General features: G+C 64.0%; 15 protein-coding genes and 2 rRNA genes. 6 read left to right on the top strand and 11 right to left on the bottom strand.

Annotation, left to right across the window (positions count from 1 at the left end; all coding sequences use genetic code 11):
• Positions 1 to 42 precede the first annotated feature (42 nt).
• Positions 43 to 4,284: an ATP-binding protein gene (locus tag LK540_RS23945; RefSeq protein WP_229439910.1), complete on the top strand. Its 4,242-nt coding sequence runs from the start codon at positions 43 to 45 to the stop codon at positions 4,282 to 4,284.
• Between the two features lie 289 nt (positions 4,285 to 4,573).
• Here the strand turns inward: LK540_RS23945 and LK540_RS23940 are convergent, their stop codons facing one another.
• From LK540_RS23940 to LK540_RS23925, 4 genes are all read right to left on the bottom strand, one after another.
• The gene (locus tag LK540_RS23940) at positions 4,574 to 6,256 is read right to left on the bottom strand and encodes a long-chain-fatty-acid--CoA ligase (RefSeq protein ID WP_229439909.1); all 1,683 of its coding nucleotides are present in this window, start codon (positions 6,254 to 6,256) and stop codon (positions 4,574 to 4,576) included.
• A gap of 98 nt (positions 6,257 to 6,354) precedes the next feature.
• Positions 6,355 to 8,052, bottom strand: a complete 1,698-nt coding sequence (locus LK540_RS23935; RefSeq protein WP_229439908.1) for a long-chain fatty acid--CoA ligase — start codon at positions 8,050 to 8,052, stop codon at positions 6,355 to 6,357.
• 187 nt (positions 8,053 to 8,239) lie between these two features.
• Positions 8,240 to 9,361, bottom strand: coding sequence for an aminopeptidase (locus LK540_RS23930; protein WP_229439907.1), 1,122 nt, complete (start codon positions 9,359 to 9,361; stop codon positions 8,240 to 8,242).
• The gene (locus tag LK540_RS23925; protein ID WP_229439906.1) at positions 9,342 to 11,450 is read right to left on the bottom strand and encodes a molybdopterin-dependent oxidoreductase; all 2,109 of its coding nucleotides are present in this window, start codon (positions 11,448 to 11,450) and stop codon (positions 9,342 to 9,344) included. The genes LK540_RS23930 and LK540_RS23925 overlap by 20 nt, the downstream gene beginning before the upstream one ends.
• A gap of 331 nt (positions 11,451 to 11,781) precedes the next feature.
• Here LK540_RS23925 and LK540_RS23920 point away from each other — a divergent pair, with 331 nt between their 5' ends.
• Positions 11,782 to 12,975, top strand: a complete 1,194-nt coding sequence (locus LK540_RS23920; protein WP_229439905.1) for a M20 aminoacylase family protein — start codon at positions 11,782 to 11,784, stop codon at positions 12,973 to 12,975.
• Between the two features lie 324 nt (positions 12,976 to 13,299).
• Here the strand turns inward: LK540_RS23920 and LK540_RS23915 are convergent, their stop codons facing one another.
• Positions 13,300 to 14,217, bottom strand: coding sequence for an NAD(P)-dependent oxidoreductase (locus LK540_RS23915; protein ID WP_229439904.1), 918 nt, complete (start codon positions 14,215 to 14,217; stop codon positions 13,300 to 13,302).
• Between the two features lie 154 nt (positions 14,218 to 14,371).
• On the opposite strand from LK540_RS23915, the gene LK540_RS23910 reads away from it, so the two are divergent.
• Together LK540_RS23910 and LK540_RS23905 are read left to right on the top strand one after the other, a co-directional pair.
• Entirely contained in the window at positions 14,372 to 14,881 is a 510-nt protein-coding gene (locus LK540_RS23910; RefSeq protein ID WP_229439903.1) for an acyloxyacyl hydrolase, read from the top strand.
• 123 nt (positions 14,882 to 15,004) lie between these two features.
• On the top strand, positions 15,005 to 16,441 hold the full coding sequence (locus tag LK540_RS23905) for a DHA2 family efflux MFS transporter permease subunit (RefSeq protein ID WP_267498901.1): 1,437 nt from the start codon (positions 15,005 to 15,007) through the stop codon (positions 16,439 to 16,441).
• 15 nt (positions 16,442 to 16,456) lie between these two features.
• Here the strand turns inward: LK540_RS23905 and LK540_RS23900 are convergent, their stop codons facing one another.
• Positions 16,457 to 16,810 carry a hypothetical protein gene (locus LK540_RS23900; protein ID WP_229439902.1) on the bottom strand — a complete coding sequence of 118 codons (354 nt, stop codon included), beginning with the start codon at positions 16,808 to 16,810 and terminating at the stop codon, positions 16,457 to 16,459.
• Between the two features lie 113 nt (positions 16,811 to 16,923).
• On the opposite strand from LK540_RS23900, the gene LK540_RS23895 reads away from it, so the two are divergent.
• Both LK540_RS23895 and LK540_RS23890 read left to right on the top strand, forming a co-directional pair.
• On the top strand, positions 16,924 to 17,904 hold the full coding sequence (locus LK540_RS23895; RefSeq protein WP_229439901.1) for a DUF2157 domain-containing protein: 981 nt from the start codon (positions 16,924 to 16,926) through the stop codon (positions 17,902 to 17,904).
• A complete protein-coding gene (locus LK540_RS23890; RefSeq protein WP_229439900.1) occupies positions 17,901 to 19,526 on the top strand; it encodes a GDYXXLXY domain-containing protein in 1,626 nt (541 codons plus the stop codon). The genes LK540_RS23895 and LK540_RS23890 overlap by 4 nt, the downstream gene beginning before the upstream one ends.
• 17 nt (positions 19,527 to 19,543) lie before the next feature.
• Here LK540_RS23890 and LK540_RS23885 read toward each other — a convergent pair whose 3' ends face one another.
• The 5 genes from LK540_RS23885 to LK540_RS23865 form a co-directional block, all read right to left on the bottom strand.
• On the bottom strand, positions 19,544 to 21,184 hold the full coding sequence (locus tag LK540_RS23885) for a phosphoethanolamine transferase (protein WP_229439899.1): 1,641 nt from the start codon (positions 21,182 to 21,184) through the stop codon (positions 19,544 to 19,546).
• 89 nt (positions 21,185 to 21,273) lie between these two features.
• Positions 21,274 to 22,512 (bottom strand): HAMP domain-containing sensor histidine kinase, encoded by a 1,239-nt coding sequence (locus LK540_RS23880; protein WP_229439898.1) that lies wholly within the window; start codon positions 22,510 to 22,512, stop codon positions 21,274 to 21,276.
• On the bottom strand, positions 22,499 to 23,188 hold the full coding sequence (locus LK540_RS23875) for a response regulator transcription factor (protein ID WP_229439897.1): 690 nt from the start codon (positions 23,186 to 23,188) through the stop codon (positions 22,499 to 22,501). Before LK540_RS23875 ends, LK540_RS23880 begins: the two co-directional genes overlap by 14 nt.
• A gap of 192 nt (positions 23,189 to 23,380) precedes the next feature.
• Positions 23,381 to 23,493: ribosomal RNA gene (rrf, locus tag LK540_RS23870) — 5S ribosomal RNA — on the bottom strand.
• Between the two features lie 123 nt (positions 23,494 to 23,616).
• Positions 23,617 to 23,724: ribosomal RNA gene (locus LK540_RS23865) — 23S ribosomal RNA — on the bottom strand; the annotation flags it as partial.

Raw genomic sequence — 23,724 nt, 5'->3', positions numbered from 1 at the left:
CTTAGAATGACCGGTCCACCGCCGTCCGTAAAGCCCCATACCATGCCAGACTCCCCCCACACCCAGCCCGCCCCCAACGACGACCTGGGATGGCTCACGGGCGGCGGCGAAATGGGCGCCCTGATCCGCAGCATGGACTGGACCAAGACGCCGCTCGGCCCGCCGGCCACCTGGCCGCAAAGCCTGCGCACCTCGGTCAGCCTGTGCCTGTCCTCGACCTTCCCGATCCTGATCGCCTGGGGGCCAAGCGACATCCAGATCTACAACGACGCCTACCGCCCGATCTGCGGTGACCTGCACCCGCAGTCGATGGGCGGCGCCTTCAAGGAAGTCTGGGCCAGCGCGCTGCCGGTGGTGGGCGACGCCTTCGAGCGCGCGCACCAGGGCGAGGGCACCTACATCCGCGACCAGCGCATGTTCCTCGACCGCTACGGTTACCTGGAAGAAGCCTTCATGACCTTCTCGTTCTCGCCGATCCGCGACGAGTCGGGCGAGGTGGGCGGCATCTTCCACCCGATTTCGGAGGCCACCGCCACGGTGTTGAACGCGCGCCGCACCCAAGCCCTGCGCGACCTCAGCCTGGACATCGGCGACGCCCGCACGGTCGCCGACGTCGCGCGCGGCGTCACGGCCCAGCTGCCGCACATGACGCTGGACCTGCCCTTCCTGCTGCTTTACCAGATCGATCCCGACACCGGCAAGGTGCTGCTGCGCTGCCAGGCGGGCATGGATGGCCACGCCGCGCTGGCGCCGGAGACGGCGGAACTGGACGACGCCCTCTGGCCCTTCGCCCAGACTGCCGCCGAGGGCAAGGCGCAGCGGGTCGACGGCCTGGCGCCGCGCTTCGGCGGCGCGGCATGCGGCCCCTACCCGCAGCCGCCGGGTTCGGCGATGGTCCTGCCGATCACCCTGCCCGGCCAGGAAGCCCTGTTCGGCTTCGCGGTGGCCGGCGTGAGCGTGGCGCGCGCCCTCGACGCCGACTACCTGCACTTCTACGAGGCCCTGGGCGCGGCCATCAGCACCGCGGTCGGCAACGTCGCCGCCTACGAAAAGGAGCAGCGCCGCGCCGAGGAGCTGGCCCAGATCGACCGCGCCAAGACCGCCTTCTTCTCGAACGTCTCGCACGAATTCCGCACCCCGCTGACGCTGATCCTGGGTCCGCTCGACGATGCGCTGGCCGATACCGAGGAACCGCTGGCGCCGTCCCAGCGGCGCCGCATCGACGTCACCCATCGCAATTCGCTGCGCCTGCTGAAGCTGGTGAATTCGCTGCTCGATTTTTCACGCATCGAGGCCGGCCGCGTGCAGGCGACCTATGTGCCGACCGACCTGGCGCGCCTGACGGCCGACCTGGCCGGCGTGTTCGAATCGGCCATGGCCAAGGGCGGCCTGGACTACGAAGTCGACCTGCAGGACCCGGGCCAGCCGGTCTGGGTCGACCGCGACATGTGGGAAAAGATCGTCTTCAACCTGCTCTCGAACGCCTTCAAGTTCACCTTGACCGGCGGCGTGCGCGTGACGCTGCGCGAACACGAAGGCATGGCGCGCCTGAGCGTGCAGGACAGCGGCAGCGGCATTCCGGAAGCGGAACTGCCGCGCGTGTTCGAGCGCTTCCACCGCATCGAGGGCACGCCGGGGCGCACCTTTGAAGGCACCGGCATCGGCCTGGCGCTGATCCAGGAACTGGTGCGCCTGCATGGCGGCCACATCGCCGTGCACAGCGTGCTGGGCGAAGGCACGCGCTTCGACGTCGACATCCCGTTCGGTCACGCCCACTTGCCGGAAGAGCGCATCGCCGCCGGCGAGGTGGCCGATGCCGCCGCTGCGGGTGCGGGTGCGCAGCGCATGGGCGCCGCCTTTGTCGAGGAAGCGCTGCGCTGGCTGCCCGACGAGGATGCGACTGCCAGCGCGCGCCCGGCAGCCGCGGGCTCGGCCCTGCTGCCGGCCGCCGCCCTGCCGCGCATCCTGATCGCCGACGACAACAACGACATGCGCACCTACCTCAAGTCGCTGCTGGCGCCGCATGCCGAGGTGCGCGTCTGCGCCGACGGCGAGGCCGCGTTCGCGGCGCTGCAGGCCGACGCGCCCGACCTGCTGCTGAGCGACGTGATGATGCCCAGGCTCGACGGCTTCGGCCTGATCGCGAAGATCCGCGCCACGCCCGCCCTGCGCCACCTGCCGGTGATGCTGCTGTCGGCGCGCGCCGGCGAGGAAGCCAAGGTCGAAGGCCTGCGCGCTGGCGCCGACGACTACCTGGTCAAGCCCTTCGCCGCCACCGAACTGCTGGCGCGCGTGCAGCGCCAGGTGGAACTCGGCCGCGAGCGCAAGCTGCAGCTGCAGGTGCTGGGCATGCGCGAATCCTATTTCCGCTCGCTGGTCGACCTGGCGCCGGTGATGCTGTGGACCACCGACGACGATGGCCAGTGCACCTACCTGAGCCGGCGCTGGTCCGAATACACGGGCCGCACCTGGGAGCAGGACCAGGGCATGGGCTGGTTCGAGAACATCCACCCGGACGACCTGGAACGCGCACGCACGACCTTCCTGGACGCGAATGCGCGGCGCGAACCCTTCCACATGGACTACCGCCTGCGTCACCGCGACGGCAGCTACCGCTGGTTCATCGATGCCGGCACCCCGCGCAGCGACGAGCAGGGCCGGCCGAACGGCTATGTCGGCACCGTCACCGACATCCACGCGCGCACCCTGCTGCAGCGGCGCCTGGAACAGGTGGCGCGCGCCGGCGACATCGGCGTCTGGTATGCCGATGCGCCGTTCGACGAATTCCGCCTGAACGAGCAGATGGCGGCGCACCTCGGGCTGGACGGGAAGCGCGACGTTCCCGTGGATGCCCTGCTGGCGACGGTGGCGCCGTCGGACCGCGCGCGCGTGGCGGCCGGCATCGCGCGCTCGATGCGCGAAGGCAGCGCGCTCGACCTCGAGTTCCGCCATGTGCCGGCTGCCGACGCTGCCGACGCTGCCGAGGATGCCGACACTGCGGCCGATGCGGACGAAACGCGCTGGCTGCGCTCGATCGGCTGGTGCGACATGAACGAGCATGGCCAGCCGCTGCGCTTCGACGGCGTCACCCTCGACATCAGCCGCCACAAGATCGCCCAGCAGGAGCTGCAGCGCCTGGCCTCGGAACTGTCCGAGCGCAACCGCATGCAGAGCGAATTCCTGTTCACGCTGGCGCACGAACTGCGCAACCCGCTGGCGCCGATCCGCACCGGCCTGGAGCTGATGCGAGTGAACCCGGCGGTGGCCCAGGCTGGCGACGTGCAGGGCATGATCAAGCGCCAGGTCGACCACATGGTGCACCTGGTCGACGACCTGCTCGACATGGCGCGCCTGTCCGAGGGCAAGGTCGAGCTGCGCCGCAGCGCCGTGCGGCTCGACGAGGTGGTGCAGGACGCGGTGGAAATGAGCATGCCGCTGGTGAGCGGCGGCGGCCACCGCCTGGCGCTGCACCTGCCGCCGGCGCCGCTGCCGCTGTACGTCGACCGCCACCGCATTGCCCAGGTGCTGAGCAACCTCCTGAACAACGCCGCCAAGTACACGCCGCCCGGCGGGCAGATCGACATCGATGCGGTGCTCGAAGGCGGCGAGGTGCGGATCGGCGTGACCGACAGCGGCATCGGCATCGAAGCCGGCATGCTGTCGGCGATCTTCGACATGTACGCCCAGGTGCAGGAGCACGCGACCATGGCCCAGGGCGGCCTGGGCGTGGGCCTGAACCTGGTGCGGCGCCTGGTCGAGCTGCACGGCGGCCGGGTGACGGCCTACAGCGCGGGGCTGGGCGCGGGCAGCCGCTTCACGGTGATCCTGCCGTACGAGGTGGTGCAGGTGGAAGAAACGCCGGATGCCGGCGCCGGCGCAGCGCCCGCGGAACCGCAGCCGGTGGGCGACGGCCTGCGCATCCTGGTGGTCGACGACAATGTCGATGCCGCCGAAATGCTGCAGGCGGTGCTGGAGATGAGCGGCCACGCGGTGGCGGTGGCCTACGACGGCACGGCGGCCCTGGCGCGCGCCGCCAGCTTCCAACCCGACGCGGTGTTCCTCGACATCGGCCTGCCCGACCGCAGCGGCTTCGAGGTCGCCCAGGCGCTGCGCGGCATCGACGGCATGGACAAGGCCACGCTGGTGGCGCTGACGGGATGGGGCGCGCACGAGGACCGCCAGCGTTCGAGCGAGGCGGGGTTCGATGCGCATCTGACCAAGCCGGCGGACCTGGATCGCGTGCATGAGGTGTTGCGCGAAGCAGCGCTGCGCGCAGGACGATAAGATCGCTATCGGCCCGCGGCGATGACCGTACGGTGGGCACCCCGTGCCCACGCGGTTACGTGTTCATCCGCAGTCCGTAGCCGCAATGATTCACTCCGGGACGCTGGCGATGGCCCGAGGCGCTAACGAGATGCATTGAAATATGCCGGTGACACGCGGGATCATCGACAAGACGGGCGCCAACAATGATCGACATTCCGCGTGGGCACGGAGTGCCCACCGTACGGTTTGTGCCAACACATAAAAAAACCGGCATCGCAATGCCGGTTTTTCATTCAAAGCCCAAACCTCAAGCCGTCTGCTTCTCATCCCGCAGCTCGCGCCGCAGGATCTTGCCCACGTTCGTCTTCGGCAGCGTCTCGCGGAACTCCACGTGGCGCGGGCGCTTGTAGCCGGTCAGCTCTTCCTTGCAGAAGGCCAGCAGCTCTTCGGCGGTCAGCTTCGGATCCTTTTTCACCACGTACAGCTTCACGGCTTCGCCCGAGTGCTGGTCCGGCACGCCGACGCAGGCCACTTCCAGCACGCCCGGGTGCGACGCCACCACATTCTCGACTTCGTTCGGGTACACGTTGAAGCCCGAGACGATGATCATGTCCTTCTTGCGGTCGACGATGCGGGTGTAACCCTTCTCGTCCATGATGCCGATGTCGCCGGTCTTCAGGAAGCCGTCCGCCGTCATCACCTTGGCCGTTTCGTCGTCGCGCTTCCAGTAGCCCGCCATCACCTGCGGGCCGCGGACCGCGATCTCGCCGGACTGGCCGAACGGCACCGGCTTGTTCGCTTCGTCGAGGATCAGCACTTCGGTCGACGGCAGCGGCAGGCCGATGGTGCCGGTGAAGGCGGTAATGTCGCAGCGGTTGGCGGTAACCACCGGCGAGGTTTCGGACAGGCCGTAGCCCTCGACGATCGGCGTGCCGGTGATCTTCAGCCATTTATCGGCCACGGCCTGCTGCACCGCCATGCCGCCGCCCGGGCAGACCAGGTAAGTCGAGTGGTCCAGGCTGGCGAATGCCGGCTGGTTGACCAGGCCGTTGTACAGGGTGTTCACGGCCGGGAAGACGTTGATCTTGTACTTGCCGAGTTCCTTGATGAAGCCTTCCATGTCGCGCGGATTCGGGATCAGCACGTTCATGCCGCCCAGGCGCATGCCCAGCAGCGCGCAGACGGTGAGCGCATAGATGTGGTACAGCGGCAGCGCGCACATGAATTCGAGCTGCTTGCCGGCCGGGGCCTTGCCCAGCGACGGGCCGAACCAGGCTTCGTTCTGCAGCACGTTGGCCAGCACGTTCTTGTGCAGCAGCACGGCGCCCTTCGAGACGCCGGTGGTGCCGCCGGTGTACTGCAGGAAGGCGATGTCCTCGTGGCCCAGCTTTACCGGCTTGAAGGTACGGCGCGCGCCGTCGGCCAGGGCTTTCTTGAACGGCACATGGCCAGGCAGCGACCAGGCCGGCACCATCTTCTTGACCTTGCGCACCACGAAGTTGACGATCGTGCCTTTGATACCGCCGAGCATGTCGCCCATGGTGCCGACCACCACGTGCTTGACTTGCGTGCCGGCGATGGCCTGCTCCACGGTGTGGGCAAAGTTTTCCAGCACGACCAGCGCTTCGGCGCCGGAGTCGTTCAGCTGGTGCTGCAGCTCGCGCGGGGTGTACAGCGGGTTCACGTTGACGATGGTGTAGCCGCCGCGCAGGGCGGCCGCCATGGCGACCGGATATTGCAGCACGTTCGGCAGCATGATCGCCACGCGCGCGCCCTGCTGCAGGCCGCGGCTTTGCAGGAAGGCCGCCATCTGCTGCGACAACCGGTCCAGCTCGCCGTAGGTGATGGCCTTGTCCATGCAGGCAAAGGCCTTCTGGCCGGCGTACTTGCGGAAGGATTCTTCCAGCAAATGGGTCAGGGAGCGGTACTGTGTCGGGTCGATTTCCGACGCCACTCCTGCCTGGTACGACTTGAGCCAAAACTTGTCCATCTCTGCCTCGCCTTCTTAAACTTTGTATCCAATAAAATGCAAAACCGCCCGGAATGCCCGGGCGGTCTTGGCCGGCCAACCTGCGCCGTACTACGGCCTCAGGCGGCTTCTTTCTGTTTCTGCTGCTGTTCGTCGCGCAGCGCGCGCCGCAGGATCTTGCCGACGTTGGTCTTCGGCAGTTCGTCGCGGAATTCGATGTACTTCGGTTTCTTGTAGCCGGTGAACTGCGCCTTGCAGTATTCCTGCAGCGCGCTTTCCGTCAGGTTCGGGTCCTTGCGCACCACGAAGACTTTCACCGCCTCGCCGGAATGCTCGTCGGGCACGCCCACGACCGCGCATTCGAGCACGCCCGGGTGGCCGGCGATCACGCCTTCGAGTTCGTTCGGGTACACGTTGAAGCCCGACACCAGGATCATGTCCTTCTTGCGGTCGACGATCTTCACGTAGCCGCGCTCGTCCATGATGCCGACGTCGCCCGACTTGAAGTAGCCGTCTGGCGTCATGACCTTGGCGGTCTCGTCCGGACGGTTCCAATAGCCGGCCATCACCTGCGGGCCGCGGATGCCGATCTCGCCGGTCTGGCCGAGCGGCAGGATATTCCCGTCGTCGTCGAGGATGGCGATGTCGGTGGACGGCACCGGCAAGCCGATGGTGCCCGTGAAGCCCTGCTCGTCGGCGCGGTTGCAGGTGGCCACCGGCGAGGTTTCCGACAAACCGTAGCCCTCAATGATACTCTTGCCGGTTATTTGTTTCCACTTGTCATTAACCGCTTGCTGAACGGCCATGCCGCCGCCGTTCGCGGTCTTCAACGTGGAAAAGTCGAGGCTGGCGAAGTCCGGGTGGTTGACCAGCGCGTTGTACAGCGTGTTCACGGCCGGCAGCGTGGTGATCTTGTACTTGCCCAGTTCCTTGATGAAGCCCGGGATGTCGCGCGGGTTCGGGATCAGGATGTTCATGCCGCCGACGCGCATGCCCCACATGGCGCAGGCCGTCAGCGCGAAGATGTGGTACAGCGGCAGCGCGCAGACGATGTTCGGGAACTCGACGGCAGGCGGCTGCGACAGCGCCGGCTGGGCCCAGGCCTCGGTCTGCAGCACGTTGGCGATGATGTTGCGGTGGGTCAGCGTGGCGCCTTTCGAGACGCCGGTGGTGCCGCCGGTGTATTGCAGGAAAGCGATGTCGGATGCGCTCAGCGTCGGCGCGGTATACGGCATCTTCGCGCCCTGCGCCAGCGCATCCTTGAAGCGCACCATGTTCGGCAGCGTGAAGTCGGGCACCATCTTCTTGATGCTGCGCACCACGAAGTTGACCAGCATGCCCTTGGCGCCGCCCAGCATTTCGCCCATGCTGGCCACGACCACGTGGCGCACCGGGGTGCTCTTCAGCACTTGCTGCACGGTGTGGGCAAAGTTTTCCAGCACGATGATGGCTTCGCTGCCCGAGTCCTTCAACTGGTGCTCGAGTTCGCGCGCGGTGTACAGGGGATTGACGTTGACGACGGTGTAGCCGGCGCGCAGGATCGCGGCAATCGCGATCGGGTTCTGGAGAATGTTCGGCATCATCACCGCCACGCGCGCGCCCTTGGCCATGCCGCGGCTTTGCAGCCAGGCGGCCAGCCGCTTCGAGCAGGTGTCGAGCTCGGCATAGGTCAGGAACTTGTCCATGCAGACGTACGCATTGTTCTGCGCGTACTTCTGGAAAGACTCTTCCAGCAGGTGGACTAGGGACCGGTACTGGTCCGGGTTGATTTCAGCTGGTACGCCAGCTGGATACGACTTCAGCCAAATCTTGTCCATCAGATGCCCCTGTCTCCAATAGTATCGTTGTCGTTCAGCTTACATTGTCAAATTATATTTGAAAACCGAACGTGCGTGCTTATGCCTTTGCTATTGCCGCATATGATGCTATCGGGCAGCGCGCTCCTATGCAAGCGCTTTTGCCTTAATTGGAACAGGGACTCTACGGCACCCTCGCGCACAGGCTTTACGGCATCGCCGCATTGGTGCGTTGCACCATGACCGGCCCGCTTGGCACGGCGGCATCGAACACCTTCAGCGCCGCCGTTCGCTCCGACTTGTCGCGCTTCGACAGCTGCGTGACTTCCCGGTAGAACTTCCGGAAATCCTTGTCACGGCGCAGCATCGCGCGGAAGGCCGGCACGTAGTCGTTATAGGTGGCAATCGACGCCAGGTGGGCATTCGACAGCGGCTCGGCAAAGAAGCGGTCGTAGCCGGCATAGCCGCCCCACTGCGCTTTCAGCACCTGGTATTCATCTTTCAGCCCCATGAACAATTTCGCCTTGGCGATACGTTTGTCCTCATCGCCGACCGGGGATGCATAGGTACGCTCGAGTTCGCGCCGGTATTTCAGCAGCAGTTCGAGGAAGCCCTTGCGCCGCACCGAATAGCGCTCGTAGGCATCGCGCATCGCCGGGTTGCCGAATTTTTCCAGCCACATTTCCACACCCGCTTCTTCGACAGCGCTGGCAAAGGACTCGTTGAAGCGCGAGTCGCCCGGCACGTACACCACCTGGTGCGCCAGCTCGTGGAAGATCAGGCGCGCCAGTTCGGCGTCGGGGTAGTTGATGAAGGTCGAGATTAGCGGATCGCTGAACCAGCCGAGGGTGGAATAGGCGCTGACGCCGCCGACCTCGACGTCGCGGCCTTGGTCGCGCAATTCCTTGGCATAGGCCTGGGCATCGGCCTTGTTGTAGTAGCCGCGGTAGTTCACGCAGCCGGCCACCGGGAAGCACCATTGCAGGGGTTTGAGCGACAGCTCGGGAGTGGCCACTACGTTCCACAGCACGTACTGGCGTTTCAATGCAGCGTAGTTCTTGTAGCTGCCGTTGTCGGGCAAGCCCATTTTCTGGACCGCGAACAGGCGGATCTGGCGCGCCGTCTCCAGACGGTGGCGCAGCGAGGTTTTCGTGGTGGGATCGGTCAACCAGTCGTCGATTGGCCTTGCATCGGAGAGGAGTTCAAGCTGGCCTTGCGCCGCCTGGGTGTAGTAATTCAGAGTAGAACAACTGGCAAGCATTCCGGCGGCAGCGCCCGCAATGAGCGCAGGCCGGAAGAGTCGGGGTAGTCTAAGAAGTAGTTTCTTCATGTCCGGGTCGGGGCGCGGCCTTTTCGACCTGCACCAGGGTGTCGTAGAAAGTGGGCGCCCTGCCCATGTCGGTCAGGCGCTGGCTGGTGACTTCATTGGCGTTCTTGCCGTCGCTGGCGAGTTTCTTCCACCAGATCGACAAGCCCACCACGAGGCCCGGTCGCGCTTTCTCGGTCACGCGCGCCTTGGCAACAAACGAGCCGCGGTCGTTGAAAATACGTGCCATGTCACCATGGGCGATGCCGCGCGGGGCGGCGTCGTTCGGGTGCATGTCGAGGTGCGGCTCGCCCTCGGTTGCACGCAGGCTCTGTACATTGACAAAGGTTGAGTTCAGGAAGTTCCGTGCCGGCGGAGAAATCATCGCCAGCGGATATTTCTTTGCCAATTGCGGGTTCGACGCCACCGATTCATACGGCGCGATATACGCCGGCAGCGGGTCGAGACCGTCGCGTTCCATCGTGCTCGAATAGAACTCGCACTTGCCCGATGGGGTCGGGAAACCGCCCTCGGCAAACGGCGCGTCCGGCATGTTCAGTTTTTGCCAGCCCTTCTGCTTCAGCGATTCCCAGTCGAAGTGGATCGCGCGGACGTGGTTCTTGTCGAAGGCCTGGGCAGCCAGTTCCTCGTCGCTCTCCCGGAAGCAGGGATCGTCGAAGCCCATGCGCGCGGCCAGCAGGCGGAAGATTTCCGTATTCGGCTTGGCTTCGCCCAGCGGCGCAATTGCCGCGTTGTTCGCCATCATGTACAGGTGGCCATAGGCCAGGTGCGCATCGACGTGTTCCAGCTGGGTGGTGGCTGGCAGCAGGATGTCGGCGTAGTCGGCACTGTCGGTGCGGAACTGTTCCATCACCACCGTGAAAAGGTCTTCGCGCTCGAAGCCGGCCTGCACCTTGGCCGAATCCGGGGCAATCGCCAGCGGATTGGCGTTATAGACGATCACGACCTCGACTTTCGGGCCGAATTCCGGCGAGGCCTCTTTCAGCAAATCGTCGCCGATGGTGGTCATGTTGATGGTGCGGGTCTTGCGGCCGGCCAGCAGGTCCGGGCGCTGCAGCACGGCGCGGTTTGCCGGGAACGAGCCCGAGGTCGACAGCTGGATGCCGCCGGCCGCATGGCGCCAGGCGCCGACCAGGGCCGGCAGGCAGCTCATGTTGCGCACGGCCATGCCGCCGCCCTTTGCGCGCTGTACGCCGTAGTTGCAGCGGATCGCCACCGGCTCGCCGCGCTTCGCGGTTTCGCCGTACAGGCGTGCCAGGTCGACCACTTCCTGGGCGCTGATGCCGCAGGTGTCGGCGGTGCGTTCCGGCGTCCATTCGGCGGCGCGCTCCTTCAGCTGGTCGAAGCCGAGGGTATAGCTGGCGATGTAGTCGTGGTCGAGCAGGTCTTCCGCGATCAGCACGTGCATCAGGCCCAGCGCCAGCGCCGAGTCCGTACCAGGCAGCAGGGCAATGTGCTGGTGGCACTTCTCGGCCGTCAGCGAGCGGTAGGGATCGATGGCGATCAGCCTGGCGCCGCGGCGCTTGGCTTCCTGGGCGCGCATCCAGAAGTGCAGGTTCGAGGCGATCGGATTGCCGCCCCAGATCAGGATCAGCTTGGCATCCTGGAACTGTTCCATGTCGGTGCCGATCGAGGCGCCAATCGTGTACTTGTAGCCGGTAAAGCCGGCGGTGGCGCAGATGGTGCGGTCGAGCAGCGAGGCGCCGAGCTGGTTGAAGAAACGCAGCGACATCGACTCGCCCTGCACCAGGCCCATGGTGCCGCAATAGCTGTACGGGAGGATGGCTTGCGGGTCGCGTTCGGCAATCGGCTTCAGGCGCGCGGCGATCTCGTCCAGCGCCTCGTCCCAAGTGATCTGCTCGAACTTGCCCTCGCCCTTCTTGCCGACGCGGCGCATCGGATGCAGCACGCGGTCCGGCGAATAGGTGCGCTCGACGTAGCGCGAGACCTTGGTGCAGAGCACGCCGGCGGTAGTCGGATGGTCCGGGTCGCCACGCACCGCGGTGGCCACGCCGTCCTCGACGGTAACGAGGATGGCGCAGGTATCGGGGCAATCGTGGGGGCAGGCGGCGCGGACTTGGGTGATGCTCATTCTGAATCAGTTCCAGGGAAAAAAACGTCGAGAAACCAATACTTTATCCGATTCCGGCTGGCTTCGTTGCGGACCGGTCCGGCTTTTCCTGCCGGGCTGGATTTCATCTGGTGACAAGGGCTACAATGGTTTTAATAGGCTTAAGTACTCACCCATAAATAAATGTGTTTTTGGCTGCCATAACCGGCGCGTTGCTGCGTTGGCTCGTGCTTGCAGTGCTCGCACTGCGGCGCGCTCGCCGCCTTGCACCGCATCCGGTTCTGTTTGCCAAAACTCACATTTATTTCCGGTCGAGTACTTAGTTGAACACCATGCTGCTAGGGAGAACAAGATGAGACTGGTAGAACCTATCCTCGCTTTCCAGACCGAACTGGAACAGATCCGGCGCGACATCCACGCCCATCCGGAACTCTGCTACGAAGAACAACGCACCGCCGACACGGTGGCTGCGCGCCTGACCGAATGGGGCATTCCCGTCGTGCGCGGGCTGGGCATCACCGGCGTGGTCGGCATCATCAAGAACGGCAACTCGCCGCGTGCGATCGGCCTGCGTGCCGACATGGACGCGCTGCCCATGCAGGAACTCAACACATTTGACCATGCGTCGCGCCACCCCGGCAAGATGCATGCATGCGGTCACGACGGTCATACCGCGATGTTGCTGGGCGCAGCCCACTATTTGTCGCGTCACCGCAACTTCGACGGCACGGTGTACTTGATTTTCCAACCCGCCGAAGAAGGCGGCGCGGGCGCCCGCAAGATGATCGAGGATGGCCTGTTCGACCAGTTCCCGATGGACGCCGTGTACGGCATGCACAACTGGCCGGGCCTGCCGGCGGGCAGCTTCGGCGTGATCCCGGGGCCGATGATGGCATCCAGTAACGAGTTCCGCGTGACGGTGAAGGGCAAGGGCGCGCACGCCGCGCAACCGCACCGCGGCATCGACCCGGTGATGGTGGCGGTGCAGATTGCGCAAGCCTGGCAAACCATTATCTCGCGCGAAAAGAACCCGCTGGAAACGGCGGTGTTGTCGATCACGCAAATTCACGCGGGCAGCGCCACGAATGTGATTCCCGACGAAGCGGTGCTGATCGGCACCGTGCGCACCTTCTCTACTGAAGTGCTGGACCTCATCCAGGAGCGCATGGAGGCGATGGCGGCGGGTGTGGCGGCGGGGTTCAATGCGACCGTCGACTTCGGCTTCAAGCGCAATTACCCGCCGCTGATCAACGATCCGGAAAAGACCGCGTTTGCGGTCGAGGCGATGCGCGCGGTGGTGGGGCCGGCGGCCGTGAACACGGCGGTCGAACCGACCATGGGCGCGGAAGATTTCGCCTTCATGCTGCAAGCTAAGCCAGGGTGTTATGTGTTCATCGGCAACGGCGACGGCGAGCACCGCGCGGGTGGGCACGGACTCGGGCCTTGCCAGCTGCACAATGGCAGCTATGACTTCAACGATGACTTGCTGCCGATCGGGGCGAGTTATTGGGCGCGGCTGGTGGAGATGAGTTTGCCGGCAGCGTGACGGCGCCGGATTTCAAGCGGTGAGTTCCGGTGGGTACGAGTACCCACCCTACCGATGCGCTGCGTAGGGTGGGTTCTCGAACCCACCAACAGTTCAACCGGTGAGACAGCTGCGTAGGGTGGGTTCTCGAACCCACCGGGTTTCAACCCGTGAGACCGCGTGGGCACAAGTGCCCACCCTACGAAAAGCGGTGCATTGCCGTTGTAGGGTGGACACCCGTGTCCACGCTGTTGTACTCACGCGTACCGCAAAGTCACCAGTACCGGTACCGCGCGTAGGGTGGGCTCTTGAGCCCACGCGGTCGTACTCATGCGCACTGCAACGTCACGCCTCCGGCAACCGATCCTCTCCCGTACCCAACCTCACCTCCGGATTAATCCGCTCCAGCGCCAGCAAGGCCGCCGCGTGATCCGCCCCACCCAGCTCCGCCTCGATCGCCTCGTAACTGCGCGTCGCCGCCGCAGCCATCGGCAAGCTCACCCCCGCCTGCCCCGCCGCCGCCAGCACATTCCGTAGATCCTTGAGCTGGCTCTTCACCTGCCCACCCGGCACGAAATTCCGGTCCAGCATGCGCTGCCCATGCAGTTCGAGAATCCTGCTGCCCGCAAACCCGCCACGGATCGCCTCGCGCACCGCCGCCGGATCGGCCCCGGCCGCCTGCGCCAGCAACAATGCCTCGGCCACCACGTTCAGGGTCGCGCCAACGATCAGTTGATTGCACAGCTTGGCCACCTGCCCGCTGCCAGCCGGCCCCACCAGTTGCGCGCTGCCGAGTACCTCGAACAGCGGCAGCGCCTCCTCGAAGTCATGCAGGCTGCCGCCGGCCATGATCGCCAGCTTGCCCTCCTGCGCGCCCGGCACCCCGCCCGACACCGGCGCATCGAGAAAGCGCATGCCCTGCCTGCCAAGGCGCGCATGAAAGGCCAGCGCCTCGTCGTGCCGGGTCGAACTCATGTCGATCCACAGGGTTCCCGGCGCCATGGCCGGCAGCGCCGCATCCATCGTCATACTCACGGCCGGCCCGGCTTCCAGCATCGAAACCACGATTGCGACGCCTCGCACCGCTTCTTCAACCGATTCGCATATGCGTGCCCCATGCGTGGCAAGCGTGCGCGCCTTGGCTGTGCTACGGTTCCAGGCGTGCAGGGGAAACCCGGCATCGGCCAGGCGCGCCGCCATCGGCTGGCCCATCAGGCCGATGCCCAGGAATGCCACGGCAGGGTGGCTGGCAGGGTCAGTCATACGCCTCCTTTTTCCGTTTTGGGTGGTGCGCTACGCGTTTTCATTTACACCAGTAAAATATTCGGCGATCGCCAACATGGATTGGCGACTATTCATGAAAGCAATTATGTTCTCTAATAAAAAAATTGGTAGTCTCCTTGCTGCCGCTGTCCTGATGACGGCTGGCCAAGCCTTTGCCGCCGACAATGGCTGGGTCGACTCGGCCACGTTCGAATTCGGCACCGGATCGAAAGTCCGCATGGGCCGCGTGGCCGTCCAGTCGAACTGGGACAAGCAGTGGTTCTCCTCGAACGGCCGCCACCTGGGCGGCTACTGGGATCTGTCGGCCGCCTACTGGCGCGGTTCGGCCTACCGCAATGTCGATGGCCAGCACCAGAACATCGGCGTGATCGGCATTACCCCGGTCTTCCGCTACCAGCGCGACGACAAGCTCGGCCTGTACGTCGAAGGCGGCATCGGCGCCAACCTGATGTCGGAACTGTATAACAACAGCGACAACCGCCTGTCGACCGCCTTCCAGTTCGGCGACCACCTCGGTATCGGCTATGTCACCACGAACAAGTGGGACCTGGGCCTGAAGTTCCAGCACTACTCGAACGGCAGCATCAAGAAGCCGAACAGCGGCGTCAACTTCGTGGTTGTCCAGGCGCGCTACCAGTTCTAAGCGCCACCCGCGGTGCTGCAGGGAGCGCCCGCTTGAAAGCGGCGCTTCCTGAACCATTTGACAATTTATGTGACAATTCGGTCAGGCGCCGCAGCCCGCGCGCGCCAAGCGTGCGAGGGCCGATTGGATAGTTCCGCTGTCAAGACTTACCTGCCATGGCTGGTTGCCACTGCCCTGTTCATGGAGCAGCTCGACGCCACGGTCGTCAACACCGCCATTCCCAGCATCGCGGCCAGCCTCGGGGTCACCCCGCTGAGCCTGAAGTCGGTCGTCACCAGCTACATCCTCGGCCTGGCCGTCGGCATTCCCGTCAGCGGCTGGATGGCCGACCGCTTCGGCACCCGCCGCGTGTTCCTCACCGCGATCGGCATCTTCACCTGCGCTTCGGTGCTGTGCGGCCTGTCGGTGAACGCCGAGATGATGACCGCCGCCCGCCTGCTGCAGGGCCTGGGCGGCGCCATGATGATGCCGGTCGGACGCCTGGCCATCGTGCGCACCTTCCCGAAATCCGAACTGCTGGGGGCGATGAACTTCGTCATCATCCCTGCCCTCATCGGCCCGTTGCTGGGCCCGACCGTCGGCGGCCTGATGGTCCACTGGACCTCCTGGCGCGCAATTTTTTTCATCAACGTGCCTTTCGGCCTGATCGCCATGTACCTGGTCTGGCGCCACATGCCCGACTACCACGGCGATGAGCGCCGCCCGCTCGACGTGCTCGGCCTGATCCTGTTCAGCACCGGTACCGCGATTTTGTCCTGGCTGCTGGAAATCTTCGGCGAACACACGCTCAGCGGCGCGACGATGGCCCTGTTGCTGGTGGTGTCGATCGCCCTGCTCGGCACCTATGCGCTGCACGCCAGCCGCATCAAGTTTCCGCTGCTGCGCCTGACCTTATTGAAAGTGCGTACCTTCCGTATTTCCGTGGTCGGCGGTTTCGTCACCCGCCTCGGTGTCGGCGGCCTGCCCTTCCTGCTACCGCTGCTGTACCAGCTGGGCCTGGGCTTGCCGGCCTGGCAGTCGGGCTTGCTGATGATGCCCTCGGCGGCAGCAGCGATGGGCATGAAGCTGATCGCGCCCAAGGTGCTGGCGCGCTTCGGCTACCGTCAGGTGCTGGTGGCAAATACCCTGTGCATTGGCATCACGATTGCGCTGTTCGGGCAGGTCGGGCCGAGCACGCCGCTGGCGGCCATCGTCTGCATCAGCCTGATGCAGGGCTTCTTCAATTCGCTGCAGTTTTCCAGCATGAACACACTGGCCTATGCCGATATCGAGACCCGCGATTCGAGCATGGCGAGCACGATTGCCAGCTCGTTCCAGCAATTGTCGATGAGCTTTGGCCTGGCGGCAGGCTCGCTGGTGACGGCCTGGTTCCTTGGGCGCGTGCCGCAGACCAACCAGGTGCTGGTGACGGGCGCCCTGCACCACGCCTTCGATTTCCTGGCGGCGCTGACGGTGGTGTCGGCGATTATCTTCTGGCGCCTGCGCCGCGAGGACGGCGACAGCATCAGCCGCGGGCGGGAAAAGGCGACCCAGGCCGAGCCGGTGGCCCAGCAGGCCTGAGCGCAGGATCGTGGTTTAAGCCGCCTTGTTGACCAGCGTAGCCAGCACGCGTTCGCGGTTATTCAGTACAAAGTTCACGAACATCGGCTCCTTGATTGCCAGGCGCACCAGGCCGGGCAGCAAGGGGTAGCAGAACGTCGCCACCTTGCGCACGGTTTCGTCGTTCCACAAGGCGGCATGGGCTGCCGTTCCACTACCGCCCAGCATCGGCATCAATGCACTGCTGTGTTTCTTGACGATGTCCTCCATTGGGGCCATCAGTTTATTGCCCAAGGTACTTTGCTCTGCCGGGTTCTGCATATTGTTCTCCAGTTGTAGAAGGTGGCCATCATGGCCTCGGCACGGACAAGCCGCGATGATTTCCAGCAACTAGTTGTTTTCTGCAAGATGTTCACTACAGAAGCGTTTGCGCAAGGCATGGGATAGGGAGCTGTCTACAATGGCCGGCGGTCTTGATCCTATATTCCGAGGAGAACTTCCGCATGATGAGTACCCGTCTTGCCATTCTCGAGCTCACTACCAGGCATCGGCTCGATGCAGTCAAGCAGACGTCCTTGTGGCGCATTGCCGGACTAGGCGAACCGCCGCCGAATTTGCTGCTGTTATTAAGGCGTGGCCTGATGTCTCTGGCTGCTCTGCTTGCTGGCCTGGGACTGATCTTTCTGGTCGCATCAAATCTCGACGCACTCGGGCGTACCGAAAAATTTGTCGTGCTACAAATACTGGTTGCCGCTGCCTGCATTGGTGCAGCAGTGTTCGTTCGCTTGCGCCAGGGCCTGGCGCTGCTCGGCCTGTTAGTCATTGGCGGACTGTTCGCTTATTTCGGGCAGACCTACCAGACCGGAGCTGATCCATGGCAATTGTTTGCGATTTGGGCCGCCCTGACGCTGCCGCTGGCACTTGGTGCTCGCTCCGATGTAATCTGGAGTGCGTGGCTGATCGTTGCCAGCACTGGCCTGGCTACTTGGGACGCAGCCCAATCTGGATCATCGCGCTTCCTTAGCGAACATATCGACAACCATTTCTTGGTTGCCAGCATAACTACGCTGCTCGCAATATCCATGAGCCGGCCGCTTGCTCAATTTACCGGCGCAGGAAAATGGGCCTTCAATCTCGCCAACTTGCTTGCAGTGAGCTCGTTCGTGGGCATAGGAACGCTTGCCCTGTTCAAGTGGGAAGGAAGCGGGTCAATGTCCTATTTTCTGACGCTGCTTGTGCTTGCAGCCGGGGCAGCCAGCTTCACCCACCGCTCGTTATTCGATGTTACTGCGCTCAGCTGCCTGGCCTTGGCACTCGTTATCCTGCTCAGCGGTGGAATATTGCGTGTCATGCTGCAAGGCTCAAGCACCGACCTGAACGCCATCCTGTTCGTCATGGGTATTACGGTTGTCAGCCTGATGGCATTGGCAGTATGGGCAATTCTTTCGCTGATGCGTGTTCAGCGCACTGGAGCGGCAAAATGAGCAAGCATCTTGATGCCGTCCTGCGCGACGCAGTCGACCAAGGCTTGCTGGACGCCGCGCATGCTGGATTCGAAGACAAGAACCGCCCCTGGCCAGTCATTGTGATGACAGCAGTGTGTGCCTGGCTTTCCGCCATCCCATTAGGCGCCCTCGTCGCCTTCGTATTTATGTCCGGTCACAAGAATACCGGCACCTTATTTTTACTTGGGGTGAGCATACTTGCTGGAGCAATCGCCATGCTGCGTTACGCCGGCAAGTCCTTGTTCGTCGAGCAATTGGCAATTCCTGGTTTGATTATCGGGACTGGTTTCCTTGCATTCTGGTTCAGCCTCCTGGACATGGCCACGAATAATTCAAGCCTGGTCTTCGCAATTACCGCAGCGCTGGCGTTTGGCATGGCATTTTTGCTTCCTCAACACTGGCTGCGCGTTCTACTTGGGGCCTCAAGCGCCAGCCTGCTGGCGACGTCACTGTCGGGTTTGCCAGGATTTATTGGCGAATTGTATATAAGCGACGCCGAATCATGGCACTGCCTGGCGCTTCTATGGCTGGTGGCACAACCCGCGCTCATGCGGTTGCAGCAGCAACACGCTCATGCGCATGTAGCTGCTGTCCTCGAAACCTTGTTCACTGGCATAGGCGCAATCACGCTGCTGGCGCTGGCCTTTTATTCGGGTGATACCTTCCTGCTCAGCGCAAGCCTGGCGGATGAACTGTCCGGCTACGCCGACGCTTATCCACCGGGAAGCTGGCATTCCGTCATTTCAGCCGTTTTCGCCATCGGGGCAGGCCTATGGATGGCACGTCGTTGGCCGGTTTTGCGAACCGCCTGGTTTGCGGCGCTGACGGCCACTGCCGTGCTCCTTTGCTGGTTCGCGGTATCGATGGGTGCAGTTCTGCTAATGCTGGCCTTCAGCATTACAGGTGGACGGCGCAACATGGCCATATTGGCAGGCGGCGTTGCACTCTGGATGACTGGCGCGTTTTATTACAACCTGTACTGGCCGCTTGTACACAAAGCCTTGCTTCTGATTGGCTGCGGCTGCGCCATTGGCGCCATCGCGCGCTTTATTTTGCCGACAGCACTCCTGGCGCCTGCAGCCCAGCCTCAGGTCGAACCCCAGGTGCAACCGGCTCCGGCGCTCGATGCGCGATGGAAAAGGTGTGCGATTGCAAGCACGGGTATGCTGGCGCTGGTCGTTGTGAATGCAGCGATCTGGAACAAGGAAGCGTTGATCCGTACGGGCCAGCCCGTGTTCGTCGAACTCGCCCCAGTCGATCCCCGCTCATTGATGCAGGGGGATTACATGGCCCTCGATTACGTGTTCCCGGAAAAGCTGGACGCACCTCTTGATGGCAGAGCAAAACTGGTGGCCCGCCGCGCACCGAACGGCATTGTCTCGCTTCTCGGCCTGCATAAGGGCCAACCACTGGCGAAGGACGAGATCCTGATCGAAGTGATTGAAAAGCATGAACGCCCCCTGATCGTCACCGACGCCTGGTATTTCAAGGAAGGCGAAGCCGAACGCTGGGCTGCGGCCCGCTACGGCGAGTTCCGGGTCGATGCGAGCGGCAAGGCATTGCTGGTCGGACTGCGCGGGCCGAAGCTGGAAAAACTGTAGCAGCCGGTGCCAGGCATTCAGGCGCCCCGTCTGCAGGCGTGGAACAGGTCGAGCCTGGGGTTGAGCACGGCCGTGTTCACGTCGAGCATGCCCAGCACCGAGTGAAACACGTTGTCGTGCGACAGCGGCTGGCCGCGACGCGCCATCAGGCAGGTACGGTCGATGCCGAAGCGTTCGCTGAAGCCGTCCGACATCCACAGCATCATCGGCACCCGGGTCTGCTCGGCCGGCGCGAACATATAGGGCGCGCCGTGCAGGTAGAGGTTGTTTTCGCCCAGCGATTCGCCGTGGTCGGAAAAGTACAGCATCGCCGTATCCATGCCTTCTTGCGCCGCAGTCTGGCGCAGTAGGCCGATTGTTTTGCTGAGGAAGTAATCGGTGTAGAGGATGGTGTTGTCGTAGGCATTCTCGATCTCCGCCCGCGAACACTTCTCGAACTCGTTCGTCGTGCACACCGGAGCGAAGCGCCCGAACCCCTGCGGGTAGCGCCTGGCATACGCCGGGCCGTGGCTGCCCTTCTGGTGCAGCACGACTACAAGGTCGCGGTCGCTGTTGCGGATCAATTCGGGCAAACCGGCCAGCAGGCGTTCGTCGTGGCGTTCCTCGCCTTCGCAGAAGGGATCGCCGGCAAGCGCTTGCGACAGGTCCTGGTACGCCACACGCGCGCACACGCCCTTGCAGCCGGAATTATTGTCGCGCCACACGACCTTCAGGCCGGCGTGCTGCAGGACATCGAGCAAGCCTTCCTGGCTGCTCGCCTTCGATTCGGCATACTCTTCGCGGCCGAGCGCGGAAAAGACGCAGGGCACCGACACCGCGGTCGCCGTCCCGCACGCGCTCACGTTCGAGAAATTGATGAGCCCAGGCTCGCGCGCCAGCAGCGGATTGGTCTCGCGCCGGTAGCCGTTCAGCGAAAAGTTCATCGCGCGTGCGGTTTCGCCGACCACGATCACGGTGACGGTCTTGCGCGCCTGCCCGGCCCAGGTCTTGCCCTTCATCGCATCGCGTCCGAGCGGCGCCACCACGATTGGCGTGCTCCACTTGCTGCGCAGGTAGCCGTTCATGGCCTGGATGGTGTTCGTCGGCGTCAGCAGGAAGCGCAGCTCGCGATGCTCGCGCACGGTCGGCGCCAGGCTCTTGAAAAGCATTACCAACAGCAGGAACGCAAGCAGCAGCGATCCGCCGGCGATCGCGCCCCGCAGCATCAGGCCGCGCCGGCCCTGCGGGTAGGCGATGCGGGCGCGCGCGATCCAGCTTGCCGGCAATAGCCCGAGCAGGCCGATCGTCAGCAGCATATGCCAGCTAACGAGTTCGCTTGCTTCGCGCACGTCGGTCTCGAACACGTTCTGGACCATGGCGCGATCGATCACGATGCCGTAGGCGGCAATGAAATAGCTGGCCGTCGAGGCCGTGACCAGCAGCACGATGAAGACCGGCTTGGCGACGAAACGGAAGCTGGCCAGCGTCAGGCAGGCGTTGAAGAACAGCACGATGATGAGCATGGCGCCGGCCAGCAGCGGCAGGTGCGCCGGCGTCAGTCCACCGGCCGCCGCGGCGAAGGTGGTCCAGAACTTGATGTTGCCTGCCGTGGCGAGGAAAACGGCGACCGCCAGCGTGAGATATGGCGCGCTGATACGCCTTGCGAGAAGCTTGTCCAAACTGACATCCATGCATACATGGCGGCCGGGATCGGCCACGCTTGCTTCAAGGATAGGAAACAGCCCGTCAGGCGCCGGTCAGCAGAACGTTAAGTTGGTGTGAAATCGATGGTGAACCGGCTGCCGCCGCTCGCCCGGTCTTCATAGGACAGCGTGGCGCCGAGGTACTCGCAGATGCGGCGCACCAGCGACAGGCCGAGGCCGGTGCCGGCCGAGCCCTTCGACGGCACCACGGCCGACGCGCTGCCCGGCTGCAGCAAGGTGTCGCGCACGGCATCCGGCAAGCCGGGGCCGGTGTCCTCGACAACGACCCGCCCTGCCTTTACCTGCACCAGCACCTCGCCGCGCTCGGTGTACTGGCAGGCGTTGCGCACCAGGTTGCCGATGGCGGCAGCGCACAGTTCCGCTGGCGCCTGGATGGCAAAGGCCGGGCCGTCCTGGTAGCGCAGCGTGACCGGGCGGCCGGCGACCAGGCTGCGGTAGCGTTCGGCTTCGCGCGATGCAATGGCGTCGACCTGCACCGGCGGCAGGCGGCCGAGCTCGGGGGCGCGCGCCAGCAGGAGCAGCACGGTCACGCACTCCGCTGCTTCGTGAGCGGCGCGGTAGATGCGTTCGGCCGGCGCGCGGATCGCCTCGCTGCCCGCCTGGGTCATGAGGATTTCGGCGGCGCCCATGATCACGGTGAGCGGGCTGCGCAACTCATGGCTGACGTCGCCCGTGAAGAAGCGTTCGCGGTCGAGGAAGGCGCGCAGCTCGGCAGTGTGGGCTTCGAGGGCGCGCGCCAGGATGCCGAGTTCGTCGCGGCGATCCGTCAGCGGCAAACTGCTGCTGCCGCGGCCGACGGCATCAGCCAGTTCGGTGATCGGATTGACGATGCGGCGCGCCAGGAAGCGGCCCAGCACGGCCGCGAACACCATGATGCCGAGCAGGACCGCGGCAAACATCGAGTACACGACCAGCTCGACCTTTTCGTAATCGCTTTCGTGATCGACCACGACGTAGGGACCGTTGGCATCGGCGCCGGTCAGCACGTGCAGGCCGGCGCCGTCGACGTCGACTTCCGACACGCCCTCGGGCAGGCCGCGCAGTGGCTGCGGGATCTCGTCGCCATGATGAAAGCGCAGCCCGGCCGGCATTTCGGTCGGCAGGCCGGCCGCCTGGCGCGGCGAGGCCCAGCGGGCCGCTTCGGCCAGGCGGTTGTCGACCAGGTGCACCTCGATGCCCTCGATGGCCAGCGCCGCGATCACGGCGATGAACAGCGACAGCACGATGCTGAAGGAGACAAAGGCGACGACGATGCGCCGCCGTAGCGACTCAGCTGCCCGCATCGGGAAGTACCAAGCGGAAGCCGACGCCGGCGACGGTGCGCAGCATCGCGTGTTCGTAGGGTTTGTCGAGCGCCTGGCGCAGCGCGTGGATATGCGTGCGCAGGGCATCGCTGTCCGGACGGTCCTCGCCCCACACGGCCTGCTCCAGCGTTTCGCGCGGCACGATGCGCGGCGCTGCCTGCATCAGGGTGCGCAGCAAAATGTAGCCGGTCCTGGTCAGCACCACGGGCCGGCCTTCGCGGCTCGCTTCCTGGGTGTCGGGATCGAAGCTCAGGTCGCCGAAGCGCAGCTTGTGGCTGACCGCGTGCTGGCCCTCGGCGCGGCGCACCAGGGCTTTCAGTCGCACATCGAGTTCGACCAGCGAGAAGGGCTTGATCAGGTAATCGTCGGCGCCGCTGTCGAAGCCGGCCACCTTGTCGCTCAGGCTGTCGCGCGCGGTGAGCATCAGCACCGGGGTCGCGATCGACAGCTCCTCGCGCAGCTTCTGGCACAACTCGATGCCGTTCAGGCCGGGCAGGCCGATGTCGAGCACGATCACGTCGTACTGGTTTTCCGATGCCAGCGCGAGGCCGGCATAGCCGTTGCGCGCCGAATCGAGCACATGGCCTTTCGGCTCCAGGAAGCCGTACAGGTTGGCCAGGATATCGGGGTGGTCTTCGACGATCAGGATGCGCATACCTACATTGTACGGCGAGCGTCTCAAATAAATCTGAAACTAAATGGTTTGCTCTTGTAGGGTGGACACCTGTGTCCACGCTGTCTCACCGGTGAATCAACGGCGCGGGTTGAAAAAGGCTGACTAAACAAACACGATGCCCAAAGCAAAAAACCCCATCCAGATCACTGGATGGGGTTTTTCATATAACTAGCCTGACGATAACCTACTTTCACACTGGTTGCAGCACTATCATCGGCGCAAAGTCGTTTCACGGTCCTGTTCGGGATGGGAAGGGGTGGGACCGACTTGCTATGGTCATCAGGCATGACTTGTACGAGCTTCGTTCATGGTGAACGCGGCTCAGAATCTGGAGGAAGTAAAGTTGGTAGTAACTGTCTCAACAAACAGCACTGTATTCTCGATTTAACTATACCTGCTAAGGTTATAGGGACAAGCCGTACGGGCAATTAGTACTGGTTAGCTTAATGCATTACTGCACTTCCACACCCAGCCTATCAACGTCCTGGTCTCGAACGACCCTTCAAGGAGCTCAA

Source organism: Massilia sp. IC2-278, assembly GCF_020708045.1.
Classification (GTDB): Bacteria; Pseudomonadota; Gammaproteobacteria; order Burkholderiales; family Burkholderiaceae_D; genus Telluria.
This window is presented reverse-complemented; position numbering and strand designations above follow the sequence as displayed.